Source organism: Pseudomonas sp. P9_35 (assembly GCF_034008205.1).
Classification (GTDB): domain Bacteria; phylum Pseudomonadota; class Gammaproteobacteria; order Pseudomonadales; family Pseudomonadaceae; genus Aquipseudomonas; species Aquipseudomonas kilonensis.
The window spans coordinates 2,861,569-2,887,781 of record NZ_CP125373.1 but is presented as its reverse complement, the minus strand read 5'-3'; the positions used below and the strand labels follow the sequence as shown (position 1 = coordinate 2,887,781).

The 26,213-nt window shown below is 62.2% G+C and carries 25 protein-coding genes; 9 read left to right on the top strand and 16 right to left on the bottom strand.

Translation table 11 applies throughout. The features are described from left to right. The first annotated feature begins 14 nt into the window (after positions 1 to 14). The 5 genes from QMK47_RS12755 to QMK47_RS12735 all read left to right on the top strand — a co-directional run bounded on the left by QMK47_RS12755 (position 15) and on the right by QMK47_RS12735 (position 5,563). Positions 15 to 980, top strand: a complete 966-nt coding sequence (locus QMK47_RS12755; RefSeq protein ID WP_253473828.1) for a carbohydrate ABC transporter permease — start codon at positions 15 to 17, stop codon at positions 978 to 980. Continuing rightward, positions 977 to 1,819: a carbohydrate ABC transporter permease gene (locus tag QMK47_RS12750; protein WP_320390308.1), complete on the top strand. Its 843-nt coding sequence runs from the start codon at positions 977 to 979 to the stop codon at positions 1,817 to 1,819. The genes QMK47_RS12755 and QMK47_RS12750 overlap by 4 nt, the downstream gene beginning before the upstream one ends. Positions 1,820 to 1,850: 31 nt before the next feature. Next, a complete protein-coding gene (locus QMK47_RS12745; RefSeq protein ID WP_253473812.1) occupies positions 1,851 to 2,996 on the top strand; it encodes an ABC transporter ATP-binding protein in 1,146 nt (381 codons plus the stop codon). Beyond that, positions 2,993 to 4,495 (top strand): glycoside hydrolase family 32 protein, encoded by a 1,503-nt coding sequence (locus QMK47_RS12740; RefSeq protein WP_253473808.1) that lies wholly within the window; start codon positions 2,993 to 2,995, stop codon positions 4,493 to 4,495. Before QMK47_RS12745 ends, QMK47_RS12740 begins: the two co-directional genes overlap by 4 nt. Before the next feature lie 75 nt (positions 4,496 to 4,570). After that, complete coding sequence (locus tag QMK47_RS12735; protein ID WP_253473805.1) at positions 4,571 to 5,563, top strand: LacI family DNA-binding transcriptional regulator; 993 nt, start codon at positions 4,571 to 4,573, stop codon at positions 5,561 to 5,563. A 243-nt stretch (positions 5,564 to 5,806) separates the two neighbouring features. On the opposite strand, the gene QMK47_RS12730 is transcribed toward QMK47_RS12735, so the two are convergent. Then, the gene (locus tag QMK47_RS12730; RefSeq protein ID WP_253473803.1) at positions 5,807 to 6,409 is read right to left on the bottom strand and encodes a TetR/AcrR family transcriptional regulator; all 603 of its coding nucleotides are present in this window, start codon (positions 6,407 to 6,409) and stop codon (positions 5,807 to 5,809) included. A 170-nt stretch (positions 6,410 to 6,579) separates the two neighbouring features. On the opposite strand from QMK47_RS12730, the gene QMK47_RS12725 reads away from it, so the two are divergent. The 3 genes from QMK47_RS12725 to QMK47_RS12715 all read left to right on the top strand — a co-directional run bounded on the left by QMK47_RS12725 (position 6,580) and on the right by QMK47_RS12715 (position 9,647). Further along, on the top strand, positions 6,580 to 7,674 hold the full coding sequence (locus tag QMK47_RS12725) for an alkene reductase (RefSeq protein WP_320390307.1): 1,095 nt from the start codon (positions 6,580 to 6,582) through the stop codon (positions 7,672 to 7,674). A gap of 76 nt (positions 7,675 to 7,750) precedes the next feature. Continuing rightward, positions 7,751 to 8,539, top strand: coding sequence for an SDR family oxidoreductase (locus QMK47_RS12720; protein WP_320390306.1), 789 nt, complete (start codon positions 7,751 to 7,753; stop codon positions 8,537 to 8,539). Positions 8,540 to 8,630: 91 nt separating this feature from the next. Next, positions 8,631 to 9,647, top strand: coding sequence for an NADP-dependent oxidoreductase (locus tag QMK47_RS12715; protein ID WP_320390305.1), 1,017 nt, complete (start codon positions 8,631 to 8,633; stop codon positions 9,645 to 9,647). 9 nt (positions 9,648 to 9,656) lie between these two features. Here QMK47_RS12715 and QMK47_RS12710 read toward each other — a convergent pair whose 3' ends face one another. The 15 genes from QMK47_RS12710 to QMK47_RS12640 all read right to left on the bottom strand — a co-directional run bounded on the left by QMK47_RS12710 (position 9,657) and on the right by QMK47_RS12640 (position 25,081). Beyond that, a complete protein-coding gene (locus tag QMK47_RS12710) occupies positions 9,657 to 11,267 on the bottom strand; it encodes a gamma-glutamyltransferase family protein (RefSeq protein ID WP_320390304.1) in 1,611 nt (536 codons plus the stop codon). 42 nt (positions 11,268 to 11,309) lie between these two features. Further along, positions 11,310 to 12,089, bottom strand: coding sequence for an amino acid ABC transporter ATP-binding protein (locus QMK47_RS12705; RefSeq protein ID WP_003200817.1), 780 nt, complete (start codon positions 12,087 to 12,089; stop codon positions 11,310 to 11,312). Positions 12,090 to 12,091: 2 nt separating this feature from the next. Beyond that, entirely contained in the window at positions 12,092 to 12,868 is a 777-nt protein-coding gene (locus QMK47_RS12700) for an amino acid ABC transporter permease (protein ID WP_014337982.1), read from the bottom strand. 12 nt (positions 12,869 to 12,880) lie between these two features. After that, a complete protein-coding gene (locus QMK47_RS12695) occupies positions 12,881 to 13,687 on the bottom strand; it encodes an ABC transporter substrate-binding protein (protein WP_253473788.1) in 807 nt (268 codons plus the stop codon). Between the two features lie 75 nt (positions 13,688 to 13,762). Next, the gene (locus tag QMK47_RS12690; RefSeq protein WP_214509303.1) at positions 13,763 to 14,431 is read right to left on the bottom strand and encodes a GntR family transcriptional regulator; all 669 of its coding nucleotides are present in this window, start codon (positions 14,429 to 14,431) and stop codon (positions 13,763 to 13,765) included. Positions 14,432 to 14,670: 239 nt separating this feature from the next. After that, positions 14,671 to 15,612: a helix-turn-helix domain-containing protein gene (locus tag QMK47_RS12685; RefSeq protein ID WP_320390303.1), complete on the bottom strand. Its 942-nt coding sequence runs from the start codon at positions 15,610 to 15,612 to the stop codon at positions 14,671 to 14,673. A gap of 214 nt (positions 15,613 to 15,826) precedes the next feature. Beyond that, the gene (locus tag QMK47_RS12680; RefSeq protein WP_253473782.1) at positions 15,827 to 16,591 is read right to left on the bottom strand and encodes a 2-keto-4-pentenoate hydratase; all 765 of its coding nucleotides are present in this window, start codon (positions 16,589 to 16,591) and stop codon (positions 15,827 to 15,829) included. Next, positions 16,588 to 18,195, bottom strand: a complete 1,608-nt coding sequence (locus tag QMK47_RS12675) for a bifunctional 3-(3-hydroxy-phenyl)propionate/3-hydroxycinnamic acid hydroxylase (RefSeq protein ID WP_320390302.1) — start codon at positions 18,193 to 18,195, stop codon at positions 16,588 to 16,590. Before QMK47_RS12675 ends, QMK47_RS12680 begins: the two co-directional genes overlap by 4 nt. A gap of 2 nt (positions 18,196 to 18,197) precedes the next feature. After that, on the bottom strand, positions 18,198 to 19,061 hold the full coding sequence (locus QMK47_RS12670) for an alpha/beta fold hydrolase (RefSeq protein WP_253473776.1): 864 nt from the start codon (positions 19,059 to 19,061) through the stop codon (positions 18,198 to 18,200). A 25-nt stretch (positions 19,062 to 19,086) separates the two neighbouring features. After that, positions 19,087 to 19,689: an amino acid synthesis family protein gene (locus QMK47_RS12665; RefSeq protein WP_013693046.1), complete on the bottom strand. Its 603-nt coding sequence runs from the start codon at positions 19,687 to 19,689 to the stop codon at positions 19,087 to 19,089. Between the two features lie 14 nt (positions 19,690 to 19,703). Further along, complete coding sequence (locus tag QMK47_RS12660) at positions 19,704 to 20,153, bottom strand: VOC family protein (protein ID WP_003200799.1); 450 nt, start codon at positions 20,151 to 20,153, stop codon at positions 19,704 to 19,706. 11 nt (positions 20,154 to 20,164) lie between these two features. After that, on the bottom strand, positions 20,165 to 21,205 hold the full coding sequence (locus tag QMK47_RS12655; RefSeq protein ID WP_214509297.1) for a VPS10 domain-containing protein: 1,041 nt from the start codon (positions 21,203 to 21,205) through the stop codon (positions 20,165 to 20,167). A 12-nt stretch (positions 21,206 to 21,217) separates the two neighbouring features. Further along, entirely contained in the window at positions 21,218 to 22,012 is a 795-nt protein-coding gene (locus QMK47_RS12650) for an SDR family NAD(P)-dependent oxidoreductase (RefSeq protein ID WP_024619778.1), read from the bottom strand. 26 nt (positions 22,013 to 22,038) lie between these two features. Beyond that, positions 22,039 to 23,529, bottom strand: coding sequence for an aldehyde dehydrogenase family protein (locus QMK47_RS12645; RefSeq protein WP_214509296.1), 1,491 nt, complete (start codon positions 23,527 to 23,529; stop codon positions 22,039 to 22,041). A gap of 10 nt (positions 23,530 to 23,539) precedes the next feature. Then, on the bottom strand, positions 23,540 to 25,081 hold the full coding sequence (locus QMK47_RS12640; protein WP_320390301.1) for an acetolactate synthase large subunit: 1,542 nt from the start codon (positions 25,079 to 25,081) through the stop codon (positions 23,540 to 23,542). Between the two features lie 275 nt (positions 25,082 to 25,356). On the opposite strand from QMK47_RS12640, the gene QMK47_RS12635 reads away from it, so the two are divergent. Beyond that, entirely contained in the window at positions 25,357 to 26,109 is a 753-nt protein-coding gene (locus tag QMK47_RS12635) for an IclR family transcriptional regulator (protein ID WP_253473771.1), read from the top strand. The last annotated feature ends 104 nt before the right edge of the window (positions 26,110 to 26,213 follow it).

Genomic DNA, 26,213 nt, shown 5'->3' with positions numbered 1-26,213 from the left:
GGAAGGAAATCACCATGTCTGTCTCCACTACACTCGCCCCCGGCGACGACGAGCACCTGCTCACTCGGGAAACGCCGGTACAACGCCGTCGCGTTCGCGCCGCCTGGCTGTTCCTGAGCCCGATGCTGCTGTGCCTGGCCCTGGTGGCGGCCTGGCCGCTGCTGCGCACATTCTGGTTCAGCCTGACCGACGCCAGCCTGGCCGACACGGGCGATGCAAGCTTTGTCGGCTTGAGCAACTATCTGTTTCACAGCAGTGCTGGCTGGTCGGGCATCCTCGTCGATCCACAGTGGTGGAATGCGGTGCGCAACACCTTGCATTTCACCGTGGTGTCGGTGGGATTGGAAATCGTACTGGGGCTGATGGTGGCGTTGCTGCTGAACGTCAAGTTCACCGGACGCGCGCTGGTGCGGGCGTTGATCCTGATTCCCTGGGCGATCCCGACCATCGTCTCGGCGAAAATCTGGTCATGGATGCTCAACGACCAGTTCGGCATCATCAATCACATGATGCTCGGCCTCGGCCTGATCGATGCGCCCCTGGCCTGGACAGCCGACGCGGACCTGTCGATGTGGGCAGTGATCGTCGTCGACGTCTGGAAGACCGTGCCTTTCGTCACGCTGCTGATGCTGGCGGCCTTGCAGATGTTGCCCAGCGACTGCTACGAAGCCGCCAGGGTCGATGGCATTCACCCGGTGAAAGTGTTCTGGTGGGTCACGCTGCCGCTGCTGATGCCGGCATTGCTGGTGGCGGCGATCTTTCGCATCCTCGATTCCTTGCGGGTGTTCGACGTCATCTATGTGCTGACCTCGAACTCATCGAGCACCATGAGCATGTCGGTCTATGCCCGCCAGCACTTGGTGGAATTCCAGGACGTCGGTTACGGCAGCGCCGCTTCGACCTTGCTGTTCCTGGTCGTGGCGGTCATCGCCATGGCTTACCTGTACCTCGGACGCCGTCAGCTGGAGGTTCGCTCATGAGCCCGCGCCTACTGAAAAAAGCCCTGCTGCGCGCCGGGTTCTGGTGCCTGATCGGGATCTTGCTGCTGTATGCGGTCTTCCCGTTCTACTACGCCATCGTCACGTCGCTGAAGCCGTCCAGCGCCTTGTTCCAGGTGAGCTACTGGATCGACAACCCCGACTTCTCCAACTATGCCGCCGTGCTGAACCAGGCCTCGTTCCTGCGGGCCATCGGCAACTCGCTGGTGGTCGCGCTGAGCGTGGTCGCGCTGGCGTTGTTCCTCAGTCTGACCGCCGCCTATGCCCTGGGCCGCGTGAAGTTTCGCGGACGCGGCGTGGTGTTGATGATGGTCCTGGGCGTCTCGATGTTTCCACAAGTCGCGGTGCTGTCGGGATTGTTCGAAGTGATCCGTGCCCTGGGCCTGTACAACACATCCTGGGCGTTGATCCTGAGCTACACGATTTTCACCCTGCCCTTCACCGTCTGGGTGCTGACCACCTTCATGGGGCAACTGCCTCATGAGCTGGAAGAGGCCGCGATCATGGACGGTGCGTCACCCTGGGTCACGCTGACCCGCGTGCTGTTGCCGCTGCTCTGGCCGGCACTGGTCACCACGGGGCTCTTGGCCTTCATCGCCGCCTGGAACGAGTTCCTGTTTGCCCTGACCTTCACCCTGACCGACTCGCAACGCACGGTCCCGGTCGCCATCGCGCTGATTTCCGGCGGCAGCCCTCATGAATTGCCTTGGGGCTTGTTGATGGCGGCGTCGGTGCTGGTCACGGTCCCATTGGTGATTCTGGTGCTGATCTTCCAGCGCCGCATCGTTTCCGGCCTCACTGCCGGTGCGTTAAAGGGTTGAGGCCCAACACAGATAAGAAAGGAACAGCATCGTGATCAAGTTGAAGCTGGACAACGTGAACAAACAATTGGGCGGCGCACGCATTCTTCGCGACGTCAGCCTGGAAATCTCGGCAGGTGAATTCGTGGTTTTCGTCGGCCCTTCGGGCTGCGGAAAGTCGACCTTGCTGCGACTGATCGCCGGACTGGATTCGATCTGCGACGGCGACCTGCTGATCGACGGACGCCGGGTCAATGACCTGGAGCCGCGCGAGCGTGGCGTCGGCATGGTGTTCCAGTCCTATGCGCTGTACCCGCACATGAGCGTCTACGACAACATCAGCTTTGGCCTCAAACTGGCCAAGACCGAAAAAACCACCCTGCGCGAGCGAGTGCTGAAAACCGCACAAATCCTGCAGTTGGACAAGCTACTGCAACGCAAGCCACGGGAACTGTCGGGTGGACAGCGCCAGCGGGTGGCCATGGGCCGGGCCATGGCGCGGGAACCGGACATTTTGTTGTTCGACGAGCCGCTGTCCAACCTCGACGCCTCCCTGCGCGTGCAGATGCGCAACGAAATCGCCCGGCTGCACGGGCGACTGGGCTCGACCATGATCTACGTGACCCACGACCAGGTTGAAGCGATGACCCTGGCCGACAAGATTGTCGTGCTCAATGGCGGCCGCATCGAGCAGGTCGGCTCGCCACGCGAACTCTATGAGCACCCGGCCAGCCGCTTTGTCGCCGGTTTCCTCGGTTCGCCCAAGATGAACTTTCTGCCGGCACGCCTGCACACCCCAGGTGAAACCAGCCAGATCGACAGCCCTCTATTGGGCATGACGCCCCTTCCTTTCGACAGCACCCACCTGGCGGCGAACAGCCCATTGACCCTGGGAATTCGCCCGGAACACGTGTCGCTCAAAGCGGCGCAAGGCAGCGCTGGGGTCGTCGTGGTCGGGGTCGAATACCTGGGCAGCGAAACCTACGTGCACCTGGAGTCAGGCGAGGATGAACCCTTGATCTGTCGCTGCGAAGTCAACGCCGGATGGCGAGTGGGCGATCGGGTTGAACTGCAACTGGCGTTCGGCAGCATGCATCTGTTCGACGCGGATGGCACGGCCTTGAGACGCCATCCTGCTGTTATTGAAGTCCTCCCGGAGGACGTCCCGCAGCGCTCGCCAAAAGCAGGCGCCCTATGACTGTGTCTGTAAATGCCATGAACACACCCATGCCCTCCCCCTTTGAACGTGCGCAGCAGGCGCTGAATGAAGGTCAGTCTCGTCTCATCGGCGATTATCGCCCTGACTATCATCTGGCGCCTGTCGCGGGCTGGATGAACGACCCTAACGGGGTGGTGTTTTTCCGTGGCGAATATCACGTGTTCTACCAACACCACCCTTTCGATGCCAAATGGGGTCCGATGTATTGGGGCCACGCCAAGAGCGCCGACCTGGTCCATTGGCAGCATCTGCCCCTTGCCCTGGCGCCAGGCGATGACTTTGACCGCCACGGCTGTTTTTCCGGTAGCGCGGTGGTGTGTGGCGACACCTTGGCGCTGATCTACACCGGGCACACCTGGCTGGGAGAAGTGGGTGACGAGCGCTTTATCCGCCAGGTCCAGTGCCTGGCCACCAGTGACGACGGCATCCGGTTCGTCAAGCATGGCGCCGTCATCGAGAACGCGCCGCAAGAAACGATCATGCACTTTCGCGACCCCAAGGTCTGGCAGGAGGACGGTTATTGGTACCTGATTGCTGGCGCGCGCCTGGGCGACAAGCCGCTGCTGCCGCTGTACCGCTCCACCGACCTGCACACCTGGGAGTTCCTCGACTACGTGTCCAGTGGCAATGAGGGCGATGGCTACATGTGGGAATGCCCGGACCTGTTTCGCCTCGACGGGCGCGACGTGCTGCTGTATTCCCCCCAGGGCATGCAACCCGAAGGTTACGAACGCCTCAACAAGTACCAGACCGGTTATCGCATTGGCCGGCTCGACAGCGAATGGCACTTCACCGGCGGGCCGTTCATCGAACTGGATAACGGTCACGATTTCTATGCCGCGCAAACGTTGGAGGCCGCCGATGGTCGGCGCCTGGTGTGGGCCTGGCTGGACATGTGGGAAAGCCCGATGCCGAGCCAGGCCCATCACTGGTGCGGCATGCTCGGCTTGCCCCGCGAGCTTGAACTGCAGGGCGATCGCCTTGGCGTGTTTCCGGCACGGGAACTGACAGCGCTGCGCCAGGCGCCGCTGCCGAGCATCGCACCGTGGGGCGAGTCGGGCAGCTGCTGGGTGCCGCAAGTGAAAGGCGACAGGCTCGAAATCCATGTGCATCTGGATCTGCTCGGCTGCACCGAAGGCCACCTGGGAGTCGCCTTGCGCTGCAGCGCCGATGAGCAGGAACAAACCCTGCTTTATTACGACGCGTCACTACAACGCCTGGTGCTCGATCGCAGCCGCTCGGGTGCGCAAGTGAGCGGTCAGCGCAGCGTGTCGATCGAGCCGACGCAAACACAACTGCACCTGCGGGTATTTCTCGATCGCTCGTCCATCGAGGTGTTTGAGGAAAACGGCCGCTTCAGCTTCAGCAGCCGCCTCTATCCGCGGCCCGACAGCCTCGGGGTGAAACTGTTGGCGAACGGGACTGGCGGGCGCGTCGCCATTCCCAAGGCTTGGCCTCTGGACTCGGGCTGGCTGTGAGTACCGTCATTCGAGTCGCGAGAAGCCCAAGGCCTGTGTCATGATTCTGCGTCAACCTGACTGGCCGCACTTCGCATGACTTCCGTGAAAGACGTTGCACAGCTGGCCGGCGTATCCCTGATGACGGTTTCGCGCGCGCTCAACACGCCGGAAAAACTGAGCCCCGAAACCCTTCAGCGGGTACGTCGCGCCATTGAGGAACTGCAATTCGTACCGAGCCTGTCGGCGCGCAGGATGCGCGGCGACAACCTGCAGGCGCGCACCATCGGTGTGTTCGCACTGGACACCGCGACCACGCCGTTTGCCGTCGAGTTGCTGCTGTCCATCGAACAGACCGCGCAGCAGGCAGGCTGGAACGTCTTCATCCTCAACCTGTTGAGCAACCCGCCCACCGACCAGAACATCGACCTGATGCTGTCGCACCGCCCCGACGGGTTGATTTTCAGTGCCATGGGATTGCGCCAGGTGAGCATTCCCGAACGACTCAAGAGCAAACCGCTGGTGCTCGCCAATTGCCTGGCCGATGACAGCCACCTGGTCAGTTATGTGCCGGATGATGAAGCCGGGCAGCATCGAGCCATGCAGCATGCGTTGAGCCAAGGCTATCGGCGCCCGCTGTGTATCAATTTGCCGAGGAAGAGTCTTGCCTGGGGCCTGCGCCAGCAAGGCTTGCAACGCGCCTGTCAAGCCGTCGGGCTGGCACCTGAAGCACTCCTGCAGTACGACCTTTCCGATCACGACGCCTATGATGAAACCGCTGCCATTCTCGACCGGCATATCGTTGACGGCCGTCCGCAATTCGACGTCCTGGTCTGCGGCAACGACCGCATCGCCTTTTGCGCCTATCAGTTGTTGCTGGGTCGCGGCCTGAAAATTCCCGACGATGTCGCGGTGCTCGGCTATGACAACATGATCGGCATCGCCGAACTGTTCATCCCGCCACTGACCACCGTACAACTGCCGTACTACGAGATCGGTCGCCAGGCGGCCCGGCACCTGATCGAGAATCTCGAGGTATCGGGCGCCCAGCCGGTGGATTGCCCGCTGGTGGTCAGGGCGTCGCTATAGACCGCCGACAAACCCGAGGCGAGGGGGCTTGCTCCCGCTCGGCTCTGTAGGAGCTGGCGAAGCCTGCGATCTTTTGATCTTTTGATCTTTTGATCTTTCGCTTGAGATTCAAGTGTATGGGGAAAGATCGCAGCCTCGTTGCACTCGACAGCTCCTACACAGCTCCTACACAGCTCCTACGACCCAGCGGGAGCAATCTCTGGCCACGCGTGCACCGTTTTTCTTAAGTGAACAGCATTATGATCACTCAGGCTGTTTCGCGGGCGACGGCGGCAGCGCCGCGATGATCCGAACGCGGCACACCTCGAGGATTTCATCGGCCAGTGCGGAATCGTCCGGGCAAGCCCGTGACAACATGATCGCCCCGACGGCATGCGCCAACATGTCGAGCATTTTTGCCCTGATCGCTTCCTGCGGTGCTTCCTGCGGCGCGTCTTGTCCGGCCTCGTATCGGCTTTCGAGCGCGGCCAGCGTGTTTTCGATACCGTTGGCAAAGGTAGCCTTCAGTTCGGGCGATTGACGGGCAGCGTCGCCACACAGTGCCGCCATGGTGCAACCGCCACCCCGGCCGTCGCGGTGATCCCTGGACACGTAAAGATCGACGAAAGCAGCCACGTCGATGCCCGCATTGTCGGTCAGCGACTGCGCAAGGCTGCTCGCTGCCGCTTCGGCCATCAGGTCGGCCTTGGAGCCGAAATGCTTGTAGAACCCGCCATGGGTGAAGCCGGCGGCCGCCATCAAGTCCGCCACACCCACGCCGTCAAAGCCGCGCTCGCGAAACAAGACAGAGGCCGTCTCGACGATGTGCTCCCGGTTTGCCTGGGCCTGGGCCTTGGTCACCCTCATTTTCCACTCCCTCGTGCTGCTCGAAAATCATGCCCACATCATACATAGATGTCGAGCATAATCAAATTCGTTGACAGTTTAGATTTCGATCATCATCCTAATGAAAAGCCGTGCTCACCTCGCCAGGCTGCACGCTCTCCCTTAATCCAAACCTACGGAAACAAGACGTCATGACCGACCAGATCCTGTTCACGCCCTACACGTTGGGTGATCTCACGCTTTCCAACCGAGTGGTCCTGGCGCCGCTGACACGTAACCGTGCGGGGCAAGGTTTTGTACCGAGCGAGTTCGCTGCCACTTACTACAGCCAGCGAGCGTCGGCCGGCCTGCTGATCTCCGAGGCTTCACAGATTTCCCAGCAAGGACAGGGCTATCAGGACACACCCGGGATCTACACCCAGGCGCAGATCGACGGCTGGCGCACGGTCACCGAGGCCGTGCATGCCAAAGGCGGGCGGATTTTCCTGCAGCTGTGGCATGTCGGCCGCGTTTCCCACGTCGACCTGCAAGCGAACGGCGCCGCGCCAGTGGCCCCCTCCGCTCTGCGTCCGGCAACCAAGGTATTCGTCAACAACAGTTTCGAGGACGTTTCCGAACCGCGAGCGCTGGACATCAGCGAGTTGCCGGGGATCGTCAACGATTTTCGCCAGGCAGCGGCGAACGCCATTGCTGCGGGATTTGATGGCGTGGAGATCCACGGCGCGAACGGCTACCTGTTGGACCAGTTCATCAAGGACGGCGCCAACGTGCGCACCGATGCCTACGGCGGCTCGATTGAAAATCGTGCGCGCCTGCTGCTGGAAGTGACTGCGGCAGTGGTGGACGAAGTCGGCGCCCACCGCACCGGCCTGCGCATCTCGCCGGTCTCGCCGGCCAATGGTGTGTCCAGCAGCGCGCCACAGGCCCAGTTCGACTACCTGGTCGACCAGCTCAACGCCCTCGACATCGTGTACCTGCACGTGGTGGAAGGCGCGACCGGTGGGCCGCGCGACGTTGCGCCCTTCGACTTTGCTGCCTTGCGCCAGCGCTTCAAAAACACCTACATCGCCAACAACGGCTACGACCTGGACCTGGCTACCTCACGACTCGTCGAAGACAAGGCTGACCTGATCGCCTTCGGCCGGCCGTTCATCGGCAATCCGGACCTGGTGGAGCGGCTCAGAACCGCTTCGCCTTTGTCGGCATTCAATCCCGCTACCCTCTACGGTGGTGGTGCGACGGGCTACATCGATTATCCAACGCTCGCTGAATCCAGCGCGCAGTAACACCGGCCAGACCCGACTGCGCGCCTGAACAACAGCGCGCGACTCGCTCATCAATACCTTGAAGAAGAGAATCTCCATGGACACTCGCACAACCGTTCTCATCACTGGCGCCTCCACCGGCATTGGCGCTGTCTATGCCCAGCGCTTTGCGCAACGCGGACACGACCTCGTCCTGGTGGCCCGCGACAGCGTGCGCCTGGAAGCGCTGGCCGCCAAGCTGCGCAGCGAACACAACGTTGCCGTCGATATTCTCCAGGCCGACCTGACCCAGATCGACGACCTGACAACCGTCGAAGCCCGGCTGCGCGATGACGCCAACATCGGCATCCTGGTCAATAACGCCGGTGCCGCCCAATCCGGCACCTTCATCGAACAGTCGACCGACAGCGTCGCGCACCTCGTGGCGCTCAATACCACCGCGCTGGTTCGGCTGGCCAGCGCCATCGCCCCACGCCTGGTCAAAGCGGGTGACGGCGCGATTATCAACATCGGCTCCGTCGTGGGCCTGGCGCCGGAGTTCGGTATGTCGGTCTACGGCGCGACCAAGGCGTTCGTGCTGTTTCTCTCCCAGGGACTCAGCCTGGAACTCTCCCCGAAAGGCGTCTACGTACAAGCCGTCCTGCCAGCGGCCACCCGTACCGAGATCTGGGAACGCGCGGGCATCGATATCAACACCCTGAATGAAATCATGGAAGTCGGTGATCTGGTCGATGCCGCGCTGGTCGGTTTTGATCGTCGCGAGCCAGTGACCATCCCGCCCCTGCATGAAGAGGCTCGCTGGGATGCCTTGCAGGCCGCACGTCAAGGCCTGCTCGGGCAAATCCGGCAGTCCCATGTTGCCGAGCGCTATCAAGACCCGGCGTGATCATCGTCTAGCGGACGCCGGCGCGAAGGACAGCGCCGGCATTTCAGGACACCTGACCAGCCTGTTGCCCCCCTTATGAGAACAAAGCACCATGAAGGCATTTTTAATCGACCGCTACGGCACGCACGCTGGACGTATTGGCGAGGTACCGGCTCCTGAAGTGGCTGACCACGACGTTCTGGTCCGCGTGCACGCCGCCAGCGTCAACCTCCTGGATTCAAAGATTCGCAAAGGCGAGTTCAAGCTGATCCTGCCCTACTCGTTTCCCTTGGTATTGGGGCATGACGTGGCCGGGGTCGTGGTCCGCGTGGGATCCCGTGTCGAGCAATTCAAGCCGGGCGATGAAGTCTATGCCCGCGCCCCGGATGGGCACATCGGCACCTTCGCCGAGCAGATTTCAGTGAACGAAAATGCCCTGGCCGTAAAACCGGCAAACATCAGCATGGAAGAAGCCGCCGCCCTGCCCTTGGTCGCCCTGACCGCCTGGCAGGTACTGGTTGAAACCGCCCGACTGAAGCAAGGCCAAAAGGTCTTCATCCAGGCCGGTTCAGGTGGCGTCGGCACCCTCGCCATCCAGCTTGCAAAGCACCTCGGCGCCTTCGTTGCGACCAGCACCAGCACCGCCAATGTGCCGTGGGTCAAAGCCCTGGGTGCGGACGTTGTCATCGATTACAAGCAACAGGATTTCTCAAGCGTTCTGCAGGACTACGACGTCGTGTTGAACAGCCTCGGCGCCGATGAGCTGGAGAAATCGCTGAAGATCCTCAAACCTGGCGGCCAGCTCATTTCCATCTCCGGACCACCCACCCCACAGTTCGCCCAGGCCCAGGGATTTTCCTGGGTGCTGAGACTGATCATGGGCCTGTTGAGCAGCGGTATACGCCGCAAGGCCCGCCGAAAAGGTGTGAGCTACGCCTTCGTGTTCATGCGTGCCAGCGGTGCTCAATTGCGTGAGATCAGCACGCTCGTCGAGGCCGGCAGCATCAAGCCGGTGATTGATCGGTCCTTCTCCTTCGATGCGACGGCCGATGCCCTGAGCTATGTCGAACAAGGGCGATCGAAGGGCAAGGTCGTCATCGAGGTCCACTCAGGAGTGGCCGCTGAGTGAAACCGTTCATCACCACACAGCAATGTGCGAATCCGCCCGAGGTTCGGTACCACCACACAGCACCCCGCTGGCCGGGTCGCGCAGAATGATCTGGCCGCGGCCATAGTCGGTCAGGTCGCTGGCGATCTGAACCTCATGCCCCCGTCGCGCCAAGGCATTGGCCAGGTCCCGTGAGGCCCCGTGCTCGATCCCGACCTTCATCCCCCCCAGCCATTGCCAGCGCGGTGCGTCCAGCGCCGCTTGCGGGTTCAGGCCGAAATCCACCAGGTTCATGACCATCTGCACATGCCCCTGGGGCTGCATGTAGCCGCCCATCACGCCGAAGGGGCCGAGCGCCTCGCCATTGCGGGTGAGGAAACCGGGAATGATGGTGTGGAAGGTCTTCTTGCCTGGGGCCAGGCAGTTGGCGTGGGTCGGATCGAGGCTGAATTCCTGCCCACGGTTCTGCAAGGCAATACCGCTGTCGGGCAGCACCACGCCGGAGCCAAACCCGTGGTAGTTGCTCTGGATGAACGAGACCATGTTGCCCTCCCCATCCGCGGTCGCCAGGTACACCGTGCCGCTGGCGTGGGGGTCGCCGGGCGCGGGCGGTTGGGCCTGTTCGCCGATCTGCCGACGACGGTGGGCGCTGTAGTCATCGCTGAGCAGGTCAGCCACCGCCACACGCATGTGCAAAGGATCGGTGATGTAGTGCAGGCCGTCGCTGTAGGCCAACTTCATCGCTTCCAGTTGGCGATGCCAGGTCTGTTGGCTGTCACGGTGATCGAAGTCGAAGCCTTCCAATATCTTCAACGCCATCAAGGCCACCAGGCCCTGCCCGCTCGGCGGGATTTCCCAGACATCCACGCCTCGGTAATTGACGTGGATGGGGTCCACCCACTGGGCGCGATAATCCTTGAGGTCCGAGGCACGCAGATAGCCGCCGCTGGCCCGGGAATGGGCGTCCAGGCGCTCGGCCAACGCACCGCGATACAGGCTCTCGCAGCGGGTATCGGCCAATTCCTGGAGGGTGCGCGCCTGGGCCGGGTTGCGAAAAACTTCCCCGGCCCGTGGTGCCCGGCCTTCGATCAGGAAAGTCTCGAACCAGGCCTCGAGGACGGCATCACGATGGGGCGTGAACTCGTTCACCGCGACCTGCCATTGATGGGCAACCACCGGCGACAGCGCAAAGCCATCCCGGGCCAGGCTGATCGCCGGTTGCAGTAGTTCGGCAAAGGGCAGCTTGCCAAAGCGTCGGGACAACTCGGCCCAGGCCGACGGGCAGCCCGGGACGGTCACCGGTGTCCAGCCATAGAGCGGCATCTGCTCATGGCCAGCGGCCTTGACCGCCTCGATGCTCAAGGCAGCCGGTGCATGGCCGTTGCCGTTGAGGCCGTGCAACTGGCCCTTGCACCAGACCAGCGCGAAGGCGTCACCGCCAATGCCACAGCCGGTGGGTTCGACCACGGTCAGTGCGGCTGCCGTGGCGATGGCGGCGTCGATGGCATTGCCGCCCTTTTGCATGATCTCGATGCCCGCCTGGGCAGCCAGGGGCTGGGACGCGGCGACCATGCCTCGACGGGCGAAAACACTTTGGCGTTGCGACGGATAAGGATATTCGTGGGCAGAAAATTTCAGCATGGTGAAGGCTCTTCGATACAGGAATTCAGTGGCCGGGAAAGGTCATAACACGCGACTGAGAAAAGCCCGGGTACGAGGATGAATGGGGTGACAGAAAATCTGCTCCGGCGGCCCCTGCTCGATGAGCTCGCCCTGGTCCAGGACCACCACCCGGTCGGCCACTTCCCGGGCAAAGCCCATTTCATGGGTCACCACGACCATGGTCATCCCCTCCTCGGCCAACTCTTTCATCACTTGCAACACCTCGCCGACAGTCTCCGGGTCGAGGGCGCTGGTGGGTTCGTCGAACAGCATGGCCTGGGGTTTCATCGCCAGGGCCCGGGCAATCGCCACCCGCTGTTGCTGGCCACCGGAAAGCATCGACGGGTAGTGATCGGCCTTGTCCGCCAGGCCGACCCGCTCCAGCAGGCCGCGGGCCTGCTCCAGCGCAGCGGTGCGAGTCACGCCAAGCACCTGGATCGGCGCCTCGATGATGTTCTCCAGGGCCGTCATGTGAGGAAACAGGTTGAAGCGCTGGAAGACCATGCCGATGTCCCGCCGTTGACGGGCGATGTTGCGCTCAGACTCACGCACCAGGCTGCCATCGGCCCGCTCGCGATAGCCCATGGCCCGGCCGTTGACGCGGATCCGCCCGCCCTGGATGTCCTCCAGCAAGTTGATGCAGCGGATGAAGGTGGTCTTGCCGGAGCCCGAAGCGCCGATCAGCACCACCACTTCGCCGCGCCGCACTTGCAGGGAGATGCCCTTGAGAATCTGCAGCTCGCCGAAGGACTTGTGGACATCCAGCGCCTCGATAATCAGCTCTTCGCTTTTATGCGCCATGGTTAACGTGCCCTCAGCAGGTTCAGGGTGCTGCGACCGAACATCCGCGTCGAAGCCGGCGGCGGTGACGAGGGCCGGTCCGACTGACCGAAACGGGCCTCCAGCCAGCGCTGGAAAAAGCCCCACAACGTGGTCAGCAACAGGAAGTAGATCGCCACCACCAGATACAGTTCGAACACCCGGAACGTCGCCGACGTGACCATCTGGGTACTGAGCAACAACTCCTGTACGCCGATCACGCTGACCAGCGTGGTGTTCTTGAGCATCACGTTGAACTCGTTGCCCAGCGGCGGCACGATGACCCGGAACGCCTGGGGCAGCACAATGCGGCGCATCAGTTTGGCGAAGGTCATGCCCAGCGAGCGCCCGGCCTCGTATTGGCCCTTGTCCACCGCACCGATGCCGGCGCGGATGATCTCGGCCATGTAGGCCCCCTCGTTGAGGCCCAGGGCAATGATCGCCGCCTGGATATTGCCGGGGATCACCAGGCCAAACAGGTCGATGTCTTCGAAGCGGAAAATCCCGCCAGCGGCCAGCGCGGTGTAGAGAAAGACGATCTGCACCAGCAACGGTGTACCGCGCATCAGCCATACGTAAAAACGTACCGGCAAATGCAGCAACGGGTTCTTCGACAACCGCAACAGCGCGGCGGCCAGCCCGAGGGCACAGCCCAGCAGCATCGCCAGCACACTGATCAGGCAGGTCAGCCAGAGCCCGGTGAGGTACACCCCACTGGGCTGCAACAGGTACTGCCAGAACACATCCCAATTGAAATTCATCGGTGGTTCACCTCAATCAAGCGTGTCACTGGCGACATGCCATTTGCCCAGCAGTTGGCTGTAGCTGCCATCGCTGCGCATATCGCCGATGACCTGCTGCACAGCCGCAGTCAGTTGCGGATCGTCCTTGCGAATGCCCAGGCCGGTGAGAATCCGGCTGAAGGCCGGCACTCCTTCCTCGAACAGGTCGGGCGCCATGGTGGCGTAATAGCCGGCGGTTTCCACGGTGGTGCCGTAGGCGTCGACCTGTTTGATGCGCAGGGCCTGGAAGGCATCGGTGTCGGTGTTGTAGACCACCAGTTTCATCGCCGGCTTGCCGGCCTTGGCCAGGGTCTCGTTCTCGGCGTCGAGCAGGGTCTTGATGGTGGAACCGTTAAGTACGGCGACCTTGTCTCCGGAGAGATCCGGCAGTGTCTTGAGGCCCTTTGGATTGCCCTTGGGCACCACCACCGCCTGGCTGGAATACATGTAGTTGACGATGTCGATCACCTCGCGGCGCTCGGGTTTATCAAACAACTGGTCGACGATCATGTCGCACTGGCGGGCCAGCAACGCGGGGAGCAATCCGGAAAAGGGAATGACCCGCCACTCCACCTTCTTGTCGCCCAGGCGCTTGGCGATCTCCAGACCCAGGTCCACGGTCAGTCCCTTGGGTTTCTGCGCTTCATCGAAGGACACCAGCGGTGGCGAATCCATGCCCGAGCAGTAGACGAGTTTATCGACCTTGAGCAAACGCTCCGGGACAACGGGCGCGGCAACCGCCCACTGTGCACAGAAACCCAAGGATAAAGCGGCAACCAACAGGCGAGGCTTATGCATGACCAGACACTCCAGTTCAGTAAATGACGGCAGTACTCAAAGTCAGAACACGGGCAGATTCGAAACCTGCTCTCGTTATTTTTTCGATTGCAGGAACTCGATCAATTCAGGAACGGTGCCTTCGATGTGCGCACGCACCACCGCCTCGGCCTTCTCGGCATCGCCCGCACGCAGGGCGTCGAGGATCAGCATGTGCTCCTGGCGCGCACTCAGGGGCTTTTCCACATGCTGCAGCCACAGGCGCATGGGCGCTTCGATCAGGGAATAGAGCGCGCTGATCTGCTTGAGCAATCGCGGGCGACCGCTGAGGCTGCACAGGTATTCATGGAACGCGCGATGGCGGCTGACCCACTCGGCACTTTCCTCGCGGTAATCGTCCATCTCGTCCAGCAGTCGCTCCAAGGCAGCCAACTGGCGCTCGCCAATCCTGGCTGTCGCGACACGAACTGCCAGGCCTTCCAGGGCGCTGCGCATCTCGAAGACTTCGTGCAACTCATCGATGTCCAGGCCGCTGACAATCGCCCCGCGATTGGGTCGCAGGGTCACCAGGCCCTGGGCATCCAGACGACGAAAGGCTTCGCGCACCGGCATTCGGCTCATGCCGATTTCGTTGGCGATGTCCTCGGCAATCAGCCGGTCGCCTTTGCGTAACCGACCGCCACAAATCGCATCGAGCAGGAAGTTGTAGGCCTCCTCCTCGGCAGTCATCGGTGGGCGTTCAGCGTAAGTCGGGGCAAATTGCATGGCAGCACCTTCTGCATTTTTGTATCCAATTATCCATGAATTCAAAAAAAGCAGAATACGTGCCAAGCTCACGCATAATCGTGCAAGCGTTTGATTTGAAGAGATTTGCCGGGGAAAACGACGGCTGGCCTTTAAGCCTGGCCATAGGCTGAGCCGCACACCTGTGCTACCAAACAGCTCAGTGGCTGCCCTTTATGTGTGCAGGATGACGCTTCGGTAACACTGCAGGCGGCAGCCCATCATGCCGGCGCCCGAGGCGTATCCGAGGGTGACTCGCCAAACAACGCCCGGTAATGGGCTGCAAAATGACTCAGGTGGAAAAAACCCATCGCCACGGCGATTTCACTGACGTTCAGTGCCGCCGCACGGGTCGTGATCAAACGCCGGCGCACGGCATTGAGCCGCAGGTTACGCAGGTACTCCACCGGACGCATTCCGGTGACCGCCTGGAAACTGTTCTGCAGGGTCCTGCGGCTGACCCGCAATTGTTCGCACAAATCGAGGATGCTCAAGGGCACATCGGCGCTGGCGACGACCAGCTCCTGGCAACGCTTGACCAGATAGGCACTGACGGCAAAATTGCCGCGCCGGCCACGCACCTCATCCGAAGCGTGGCTGAACAGATCGAGAAAGGCGTTGAGCAGGACATCCTCGAGGATTTTTTCCGAAGCCGGATTGATCGCGTCCGCCTGTTCCAAAAGGTGACGAAACAGTGGGTGGATCCTTTGCTGCACCCGGCGCAGCACCGCCTCATCCACGCTGACCTGGGACACGCTTTTCAGACGCTTGAGCTGCTCGCTCGACAGCTCGTAGGCCGCCAGCTTGGCGAACCGCACCGTGTCGACATTAGCCGCGAAGAAGTGCATGCCTTCCGGGGCGTGCAAGACGAAATCCTCGCCATCGCGCAACAGCACGACACTGTGGGCGCCCACCTGGTGCCCCTGGACCACCGGCGCACCGCCCAGCGACATGGCAATGCACAAGCGCCCTTTTGGCGCGCAACCGCGCTGCACCACACGTTTATCCAGCACCTCCTGGAAGATCTGGAAACGCTCGGCGCACACTTGCCGCAGTTCGCTGGAAAGGCAGCCACGCCCGAGTTGGTCATAGACCTGTTGCCAGCCCAGGATCGAACCGGCATGTTGCTGAGGATCATTGAAGGTACGGACTTCGGCGAACATGATCATTGTTCCTCGGTGGTGCTGTGCTTATTACCCGGTGCTGTATAAAAGCTGTGCCAGACGCTGTGCCGATGCTGTGTCGGACGCTGTGTAGGAGCTGTCGAGTGCAACGAGGCTGCGATCTTTCCCCAGACACTTGAATCTCAAGCGAAAGATCAAAAGATCAAAAGATCAAAAGATCGCAGCCTTCGGCAGCTCCTACGGTGAACAGTGTTTATCGCCGGAAAACCAAAGCCAGTTCCGTGCCAAGCATGTGCAAACGATATTCACCTGCCCTGACGTCCATCGGCGCCAACAACGCCCCGGACAGCACCACCTGCCCCGCTTCAACGCGCTGCCCGTCGGCCAGCAGCCGCCGGACCAGCCAACACAGATTCGCCAGAGGGGTATCCTCGCGCGCCAGGACGTTACCTTCACCGCAGGGCACGCCGTCATGCGCCAGGCGATAGTTCACTTCGGGCAGTCGATCCGGATCGAACCCCACCCTCGCCCCGAGGCAATACAGCCCTGCGGCGGCATTGTCGGCAAGAAACGCCCCGACGCCGAAACGCCAGCCCTGCCAGCGACAATCGGCAATTTCGAATGCTGGCGCGACCTCGGAAACGGCGGCGAGGATGTCCTCGTCACTGTAGAAACCTGACACCAGCGTACGCCCCAGGACAAACGCCAGTTCGATTTCCAGCTTGGGCTGGATCAGCCGTGCCAGGGGCACCGTGCTGCCGGGTTCCACTGCCATGGCATCGGTCAGCGCGCCCAACACCGGTTCATCGATACCGAAACGGTCCTGGGCGGCGCGGCCGGCGAAAGCCACTTTCCATCCGGTCAACCGCTCACCAGCGGCCTGGCGCCGACGCAGCGCCTCGCGTTGCAAGGTGTAGCCCTCCTGCAGGACGACGGCCTGAGACTCCAACGAAGGCAAGGCGTGGACGGCCTGCGCGGCATCCTGAAGCCGGACCAGAAGATCGTCTTCGCGCCTCATGAGAGCTGCTCCGCCAATTTGCGCAGCACGCCTTCGAGCCGCTCGGGTGTGGTGATCGCGGCAACGAACCGATCCGGCCGCACCACCACCACGCAGTCACGCACCTTGGCAAACCATTCGCCCAAGCGGTTATCGACGTCCTCGACGCAAATGGCGCCGCTGGCGGACAAGGGTTGGTTGCGCCCCACGCCACTGCGCGAGCGATTGATCTGGATGAAACGCGTCTCCCAGCGCGCCCACCAAGCGGCGGTTTCTTCACTGAGCTGTTCGCTCGGGTTGACCCGATAGCCCAGCACCGCATAAGAATGCCCCAGCACATCGTCCAGACGCCGGCGCTGACCCTGGGCGTCCTCGACAGATGGCTGGATGAACAATTGCCCGACCAGATCATCCTCATGCAGCTCGGCGCGCTCCTGATGAACCAGGCCTTTGGTGATGGTTGCCTTGGGTTTGAACTTGAACTCCAGCAAGTGCGAGCGCAGGTTGTCGACGCTGTTGACGGCCTGGAACAACCAGTCCCGCACACCGGCCATCAACGGGTTGGTCAGCCCCAGGACGGCGCCCATGTTGTCGGCCAACGCAATGAGGTCGGTCGCATGCCCACGGCGCTCCTGATCGTAACTGGCAAGAATCGCCGGCGACGCTCGCCCTTGGAGGATCGCGGCGAGCTTCCAGGTGACGTTGGCGACATCACGCAGGCCGGAGTTGAGCCCCTGCCCGGCCCAGGGCGGGGAAATATGCGCCGCATCGCCCACCAATGCCACACGGCCCTGGACAAAGCGGGCCGCGACCCGAGAGTTATGGGTGTAGGCGCGAATCCGGATGATTTCCAGTTGATCGACCGCATCGCCGATATGCCCGCGGATCAAGTCCCGGATCGTCGCCTCTTCGCACATCCGAGTCTCGTCTTCGCCCTCCAGGAGCATGAACTCCCAGCGCCGCTGCTGATACGGCAGGTAGATGCAGACGAAGGGTCGCTGAGGGTCGGCATGCAGGGCGGTATACGGTGCATCCAGGGTGTCGTTGGCCGTGTCGATCACCACCCATTTGCGCGGATGGGTCAGCCCCAGCAGTTCGATACCGAGTTTCTTGCGCACGCTGGAACGTCCGCCATCGGCGCCGATCACATACTGCGCCTGCAATTGATAGAGCTCGCCCCGGGCATCGCGCACCTGCAAGGTCACGCCCTCGGCATCCTGCTCCAGATCGAGCATTTCATGGCCCTGGCGCAACTCGACACTGGCGTGCTTGCCCAGTTGCTCGCGCAATGTCGTTTCCAGCAACTGTTGCATGAAGATGTTGCGCATCGGCCAGCCATAGTTCGCCGTGCTCGGCTTGACCTCGGCAAAACACACGCCTCGCGCATTGTAGTAGCGCAGGGGCACGTTGCAGATCATGTCGCGCGCGGCCAGTTCGGCGATGCCGATGCCCTGCAACACACGCAGCGCCTCGTCATCCATGCCCACCGCGCGCGGATACGGCAGGACGCCGTCAGCCAACTCAAGGACGATGCAGTCGATGCCGTACAGCCCCATGTAATGAGCGGCCGTGATCCCGTTCGGGCCGCCGCCCACGATGACAACCTGGGTTTTCTCCTGCTTCATCGCTATTCACCGCTTTGTTGTTGTGGTTGTAGGCACTGGTCATACAAATAGTCCATGACGACAAGGTTGAACATTTCGCTCTGGTCATCATGGACGTAATGGCTGGCGTCGGCGATTTCCTCTGTGCGCACCCACTTATTGGCCTGCGTGATCGAGTCGAGGGTCGCCTGGGGCAGGAAATCGGAACGGGCGCCACGAATGAACAGCGTCGGGCAATCCAGCGCCCGTACCGCCGGCCACAGGTCAGTCGGGGTAATACTCAGGCGCGCCTGGGCGATACCTTGTTGGTCGTGACGCCATTCGATTCCAGCCAGCGTTTCCTTCATGGAATACATCAACCTGGAAGCCAGCCCCTCCTGAGAGAGGCCAGGTCGCGCTTGCAGCCAGAACTGGGCGGCGCTCTCCCAGTCAGGAAACAACAGCGGTGTCTGGCTCATCTCGCGCCGAATCCGCTCGGCGCCGTCACCGCTGACCGAAGAACCAGGGCCGATGTCCTCGATCACCAACGCTTGCAGTCGTCCCGGATTGAGCCGCGCATACTCCAGTGCATTGGTGCCGCCAAGGGAATGCCCCACCAGGACGAAACGCCGCAGCTCCAGATGCGCCACCAGATCTTCAAGATCGTTGACATAGGCCTCGGTCCGGTAACTGGCGGCATCCGCCCAGTCACTGTGGCCACGACCACGCTGGTCAAGGGCATAGCAGCAGTACCGCTCGCCCAAAGCATTGACCAGGCCATCCCAGGTCTGGGCATAGGAGCGCAACCCGTGGAGCAGCACCACCGCAATGCCCGATGGGTTGCCCCAGGACAGGTAATGCAGGCGCAGCCCCGATCGATTGGTGAAGAACTGGCTGTTTGCAGACATTCGTTCGCTTCCCACGATCCGTACCTCAATACAGGCCGTCATTACCCTTGACGTCGGCAGCCTCAAGGCCACCCAGGCGCGCATGCAAGCGCCCACGCGTGGCGAAGGCCCAGATGATGATCAATTCGTCGGCCGCCGGACCATCACCGAACGACAACGAAATGCTGTCGTAGTGCGAACGGACATACAGCGCATCCTTGTGGGCCAGCGGCACATCGATGGTCACGCCAGGCCCGCCACGCTTGCCCGTGGAAGGCACCCAGGACTTGCCGCCGCCCAACGCGACGCGGATCGGATCCGCCGCCGGGTTGGTCAACAATGCATTGCCATGCTCGTACTCGCCCTGGCTGCCCACCAGGCACGCCTTGCCGTAGCTGACGATCTTGTGCTGGCCCGCCAGTACCCGGATGCGCCGACCAAACTCCTGGCCCAGCAAGGGCGACGGCTCTATCAGCTCGGCCAGGCTTTCACTGAAACGGCCGGCATAAGGGTTGGCGATCACGGCGCCAATGGCGTACTTGAACAGCGGCTCACCATCGGCCAACTGGCCCGTTTCGTTGGCCAGGGTTTCCTCGACGAAGGTGTACCATTTGCGGATGTGGTAACTGGCGAAATTTGCGGTTTTCATAAGAGCAGTCTCTTTCAAAGTGGGTCGAGATCGAAATGCCGGCTGGGCGCTCCAGCGGCCTTGAAGCGGGCCTTGCCGCGTGCATCGTCGTGTTCGGACTCGAGGAAGAATTCCAGGCGATTGCCATCGGGGTCGTTGAAATACACGCCGTTGCCGATCTCGTGGTCGGTGATCTTCACCACCTCGACGCCCTTCTTCAGCAACATGCCGTAGAGCTTGCGCAGGGTGGTCATGTCGCCCGCGATCTCCAGCCCGTAGTGCTGCAGCCCCAGGCCGCCCTGGTGGGCCCCGGGTGCTGCGCGCAGCAACGCGATGTCGTGGTGCTTGGCACCGAAGGCCATCATGATCCAGCTTTCACCCCGGGCGCTTTCGTGCATGCCCAGCACGTCGGCGTACCAACGCGCCGACACTTCAGGGTCACTCACGGAGAGCGACAGGTGAGTACGAACGACTTCGACTTTCATCGCGCGATACCTCAGTTCTTCTTGATGATGGATTGATGCCCGGACTTGATTTGCGCCACGGCGGGCGTCCAGAGCACATCAGCGATTTCACTGAATTCACGCCACTGCTTCTGCCAGCCGTCACCGCCGTTCTCGGAGGTGAACAGATGCCCGTACTTGGTGCCGGCGACGATCTGGCGAGGGTCGGCGGGGTTCAAGGCAATCGCCCAGACACAGGAGTTGGGTTGTTGCGGCAGCGGCAGCACTTCCCAACTGACGGCGGCATCCCGGGACACCAGCACCTTGCTGGTCGTGCCAGGGGTGCCGTCGGAAATGCTCAGGTAGAGCGTATCCTCGCTGCCCAATGCGGCATTCATGGCGCGCACGTAGTACAGGCCGAAGGTTTCCCGGGCGACGATGCCGGTCCAGGTCTGCCCCTCGTCGAGGCTGCGGTAAACGGCGTTGACGCACACCACCACGATGACCTTTTGCCCATGGTTGGGCAGGACCACGATGTTGTGCACATCCGAGTTGTAGTCCCACAGCAGGCGGTCATCGACACGGGTCCAGCTATCGCCACCGTCACGGCTGTGGAACAACCCGCCCTCTTCCAGACCGAACCAGAGCTGGTTGCGATCGGTCGGGTCGTAGGCGAAGGCCAGCAAGCGCGGACGACTGACGCCGTCGCAGAACTCCGGGATCTCCACCGGGGCACGTTCCCAGTTCTGGCCACCGTCGTGGGTGCGCCATAGCACGGCGCGCGACGGCGCACCGGTGCCGACGAAAATACGCTGTGCATCCTGCGGGTCCACGGCCACCTTCCAGACGGTCTGGCCGTTGAATGGCGAATCCACCCGCTGCCAATGGCCGCCGGTATCACGGCTGATGCACAGGCCGACATCGGTGCCGGCGTAGATCACCTCAGGCGTCCCCGGATGGAAACTCAGGGAGCGGGTGATCGCGTCGAATTCCAGGTCCTGGCCCAGGCCCAGGCGGTGCCAGGTACGGCCATCGTCGGCGCTGCGGATCACCGCTTGCCCTACGGTGGCGACCAAAAGGGTTCCGTTACTCATCACTGCTGCTCCTCAAATGAAGATGCCACGGGTCAAGCCGCCGTCGATGCCAATCGATTCTCCGGTCACCGCACCGGCCTTGGGGGATGCGAGGAAACCGATCAGCCAGCCCATTTCGATGGGCGCCAAGGTGCGGCGGATCGGCGTCGCGTCGATGTAGCCCTGCTCCACCTGCTCGGGCGTCTTGCCCTGCTTGATCCCTTCGCGCTCGTAGAGCTCCTGGATGTGCGGGGTGTCCACGACGCCGGGGTGGATCAGGTTGACGGTGATGCCGGAAGGGCCCAGTTGGTCGGAAAGTGTCTTGGTCATGTGGGCGATGGCCAGGTTGCGCATGCCCGAGAGGACCTTGCTGCCACGCCCGGTCAGGCCACCTATATTGATGATGCGACCGAAGCCGCCGGCCTTCATGTGTGGGGTCACGGCTTTGGCGCAACGGAAATAGCCGATCACCTTGGTGTTGAGGTCCGAGAGCAATTCATCGTCGCCGGCATGCTCGATGTCGTTGCGCACCACACCGGACGGGGCCGCGGCACCGTTGACCAGGATGTCGATGCGGCCAAAGTGCTTGTGCGCAGCCTCGACCATGTCCGACACCGCCGACATCTGGTTGGTGTCACAGAACAGCGGCAGCACTTCGTTGCCGGTCTCTGCGGTGATTTCCTCGGCGGCTTGCTGGAGAAACTCCATGCGCCGCGCGCAGATCACCACCTTGCAACCTTCCTGGGACAGAAAGCGCGCGACTTCCTTGCCGATGCCCATGCCACCGCCGGTGACGATCGCCACGCGGCCTTGTAATTCCAGATCCATAGCAGTTCCTCTTGTGATTGTTCGGCTCAGGCGAGATCGACGAAGACACTTTTGGTTTCGGTGTAGGCATCGATCACGTTCTTACTCATTTCCCGGCCCCAGCCGGATTGCTTGTAGCCACCAAATGGCGAGGCCGGGTCGACGACGTTCCAGCAGTTGATCCACACCGAGCCGGCCTTCAACTGGGCGGCCACGCGATGGGCGGAACGCAAGTCACGGGTCCAGAGACCGGCGGCCAGGCCGTAGGGCGAGTCATTGGCGCGCAGCACCAGTTCATCGATCTCGGTCCAGCTCATGACGGTCAGCACCGGCCCGAAGATTTCCTCCCGGGCGACACAGGCGCGCTCGGCACGGTCGAGAAACACGCTGGGCCGGATGAAGTGGCCGCGCTCCAGGTGGGCCGGCCGATCACCGCCGCAGATCAGCTCGGCGCCTTCTTCCTGGCCCCGTTGCAGGTAGCCACGCACCGTGCCCAATTGCCGGGCCGAGACCAGCGGGCCCATGCTGCTGGCCGGATCCAGGCCTGGCCCCAACACGTGGGCGGCGGCGTGGCGCTGGAGTTCCTCAAGCACTTGATCGAGGACGCTGGCGTGCACGTACAGACGCGATCCGGCGGTGCAGACCTGCCCCTGGTTGTAGAAAATACCGTCGGCGGCGCCCTTGGCGGCACGGACGATATCGGCGTCCGGAAGAATGATGTTGGGGGACTTGCCACCCAGCTCCAACGAGACCTTCTTCATGTTGCCGGTGGCCGCCTGGGCGATCAGCCGCCCTACCTGGGTCGAACCGGTGAAGGCGATCTTGTCCACGTCCGGGTGCTGGGCCAGCGGTGCGCCGGTATGCGCACCAAGACCGGTGAGCAGATTGACCACCCCGGCCGGGAAACCGGCGGCCTCGATCAACTGCACCAGGCGAATCGCAACCAGGGGCGTCTGCTCGGCGGGCTTGAGCACCGCGACGCAACCGGTCGCCAACGCCGGACCAAGCTTCCACACGCACATGGTCAGCGGGAAGTTCCACGGTACGATCAAGGCGCAGACGCCCACCGGCTCACGCAAGGTGTAGTTGAGCATCGGTGCGCCGCTGGACGGCGATACCGGCAGCGTGCTGCCTTCGATCTTGGTCGGCCAGCCAGCGAAATAACGAATGATATTGGCCGCACTGGCCGCTTCGCCCCGGGCCGCGCCGATCGGCTTGCCGTTTTCCAGGGTGATCAGTTGCGCCAGTTCTTCGCGATGCTGGTCGAGCAGTTCCGCCAGGCGAAACAGCAACAACCCGCGCTGGGCCGGTGAGTGCTGCGCCCAGGGCCCGGTGAAGGCCGCGCGGGCGGCAGCGACGGCGGCATCCACGTCGCGTTCGCCACCTTCGGCGACTTGCGCCAGGATGTGCTCAGTGGCCGGGTTTTCCACGGCAAACCGACGGCCGTCGGCGGCGTCCTGCCAGGTCCCGCCGATAAACAGGCGCCCGGGCTGGGACAGGAACTTCTCGACGGCAGGTAACAATTGAATCGGGTTCATATCCGCTCCTTCACAGTGCCATTTCAATCAGGCAAGGACCGCCATCGGCCTTGGCGTTGGCCAGGGCGCGCTGCAACTCACCGTTGGTGTGCACAGTGCTGGCCGGCAAGCCGTAGCCCTTGGCCAAGGCCTTCCAATCGATGCGTGGACGGTCCAGTACCGTCAGGCTCAGGGCCTCGGGGCCCAACTCGGTCATGCCGAAGCGGCGCAGCTCGTTCTGCAAAATGGCGTAGCGATGGTTGGCCGCGATCAGGATCACCACGGGCAGTTGCTCGCGGGCGATGCTCCACAAGGTCTGGATGGTGTACTGGGCACTGCCGTCCGATTGCAGGCAGAACACCTTGTTGCCACGCTCGGCCATGGCGGCGCCAAAGCCCACCGGGATGCCCTGGCCGATGGCCCCACCGGTGTTGGTCAAGACCCGATGCCGTGCGGCATGGGCCGAAGCGGTGAAGAATGGATAGCCGCACGTCCCGCCTTCCACCGAAACGATGCAGTCGTCGGGCAGCGACGCAGCCAGCACCTGCCCCACGGATTGCGGGGTCAACGTAGCTTCGCTTGGCGGCAGCTCGATGCCGGTTGGCGTTGGCACATAAGCCGGCGCTTCAAGCGCATCGGCGAGCGCAGTGAGCGCGCCGGCAACATCGTCCCCTACTTGTGCCAGGCAGAGCAGGCGTTCACGTTCGGCCAGGCGAGAAGCGATGCCTTCGTAGCCGAAATAACTGATCGGGTCCGGCACGCCGGCGCACACCACCGCGTCGTACTGGTCAAGGATCTCGATGGCCACTTCGGGGAAGTAAGGCAGGCGATCCAGGTCAGGCAAACCACCGCCGCGATAGCTCAGGCGCGGAAAGGTTTCGGCGAACAGGCGCACGCCCGGCAACTGGGCCAGGCGCCCCGCCGCTTCGAGCCCGGCGACCGACAAGCCTTGGTCGCCGACGATAAACACCAGGCGCTGGCCATCACGCAGTGCCTGGGCGACCGCCTCGATCCGGTCACCGGCAAAACGCCGAACCGGGGCCTGCAATGCGGTGAAGGCTTTCTCGTGCTGCACCGTGTTGGCTTGCAGGTCCATCGGCAGAATCAGGCTGGCGATCTGTCCATTGGCTTGCCAGGCGGCACGCACTGCCTCTTGAAAATCTTCACCAACGCCCGATGCCGTGCGCGAGGTACGTACCCACATGGAAACGCTGCCGGCCAACGCCTGGATATCACTGGCCAACGGCGGATCGTAATTGACGTGCCAGGACGCGTGATCGCCGATGACGTTGACGATCGGGGTGTTGGCGCGACGCGCGTTGTGCAGGTTGGCAATGCCATTGGCAAAGCCTGGTCCCAGGTGAGTCAGGGTCATCGCCGGCTTGCCGGCAATCCGGCCGTAGCCGTCCGCGGCACCGGTGCACACCCCTTCGAACAAGGACAACACCGGCTTGAGGGCTGGCGCACTGGCCATGGCTGCCACCAGGGGAATTTCAGTCGTTCCGGGATTGGCGAAGCAGTATTCGATACCGCTCGCCACCGCCGCTTTCACTATCAGTTGCGCACCATTCATTTCCAACCCTCTTGATCGAGCGTTTGCAGTGGCTGAGATTTATCACATAGAAGAACCCTCCACTCAAGTACTTTTTACTCACAAAAGCTCTTATTTTGAGATTTATGCAAATTTATGATGAGAATAACGCCTTCAATCCGTATGTTTTTCTCAAGCACTGGCGTATCGTGGCAACGCCCTGTTCGCCGAGCGAGCGGGCTTTTCATCATCGGCGCACCTACCTATAGTGCTCACCCAACGACCACCTACGCGCCATTCCCCCCTTTAGGAGCGAAATGAGCAGTCTGAGCAAAATGCTGAGTGTGCTGGACCTGTTCGACCCGGCAACGCTGAAGATCGACCCCGACACCATCGCCGAGCGCATGGGCCTGTCACGGGCGACCGTGTACCGCTACGTCAAGGATTTGTGTGATGCCGGCCTGCTGGTCCGGGTGGATGCCGGCAGCTACGGCCTGGGGCCGCGGATCATCGAGCTCGACTGGATGATGCGTCAGTACGACCCGATCCTCGTGGCGGGTCGCGAGTTGATGCACCAGCTGTCCGAGGCCACTGGCCTGGCGGTGTTCGCCAGCGTTTTCTATGACGGCCACATCATCAACACCTACATCGCCGAACCCAATGACACCTACCAGTTCGCATTCGGTCGCGGCCAGCCGCTGCCGTTTTTTCGCGGTGCGCAATCCAAGGTGCTGATCGCCTTCCAAAAGGGACGGCGCCTGCAACGCCTGTTCGAAGAACACATGGCCAACGACCCCGACAACGGCTATGACTGGGCAAGCTTTTCCAAAGCGGCGAAAAAGATCCGCAAGGACGGCTATTGCCTGACCCACGATGAACTCAACCTGGGGCTCACCGGTATCGCGGCGCCGATCATCAACCCCGGGCTCGACGAGGTGGTAGGCAGCCTTTCAGCCGTCGGCAGCACCGACAGCTTCAAACTGCTGCGCCAGGAAACCGTGGTTGAAATGGTGATGGACACCACCCGGCGGATTGCCGAGCGGATGCAGAATCCGCCTGCTACCAACTAGAAAGCGATGTTGCGCCATACCGATAACTTAAGAAAAACACTGAACCTGTGGCGAGGGAGCTTGCTCCCGCTGGGTCGCGCAGCGGCCCCTCTTTTTAGGCCTGC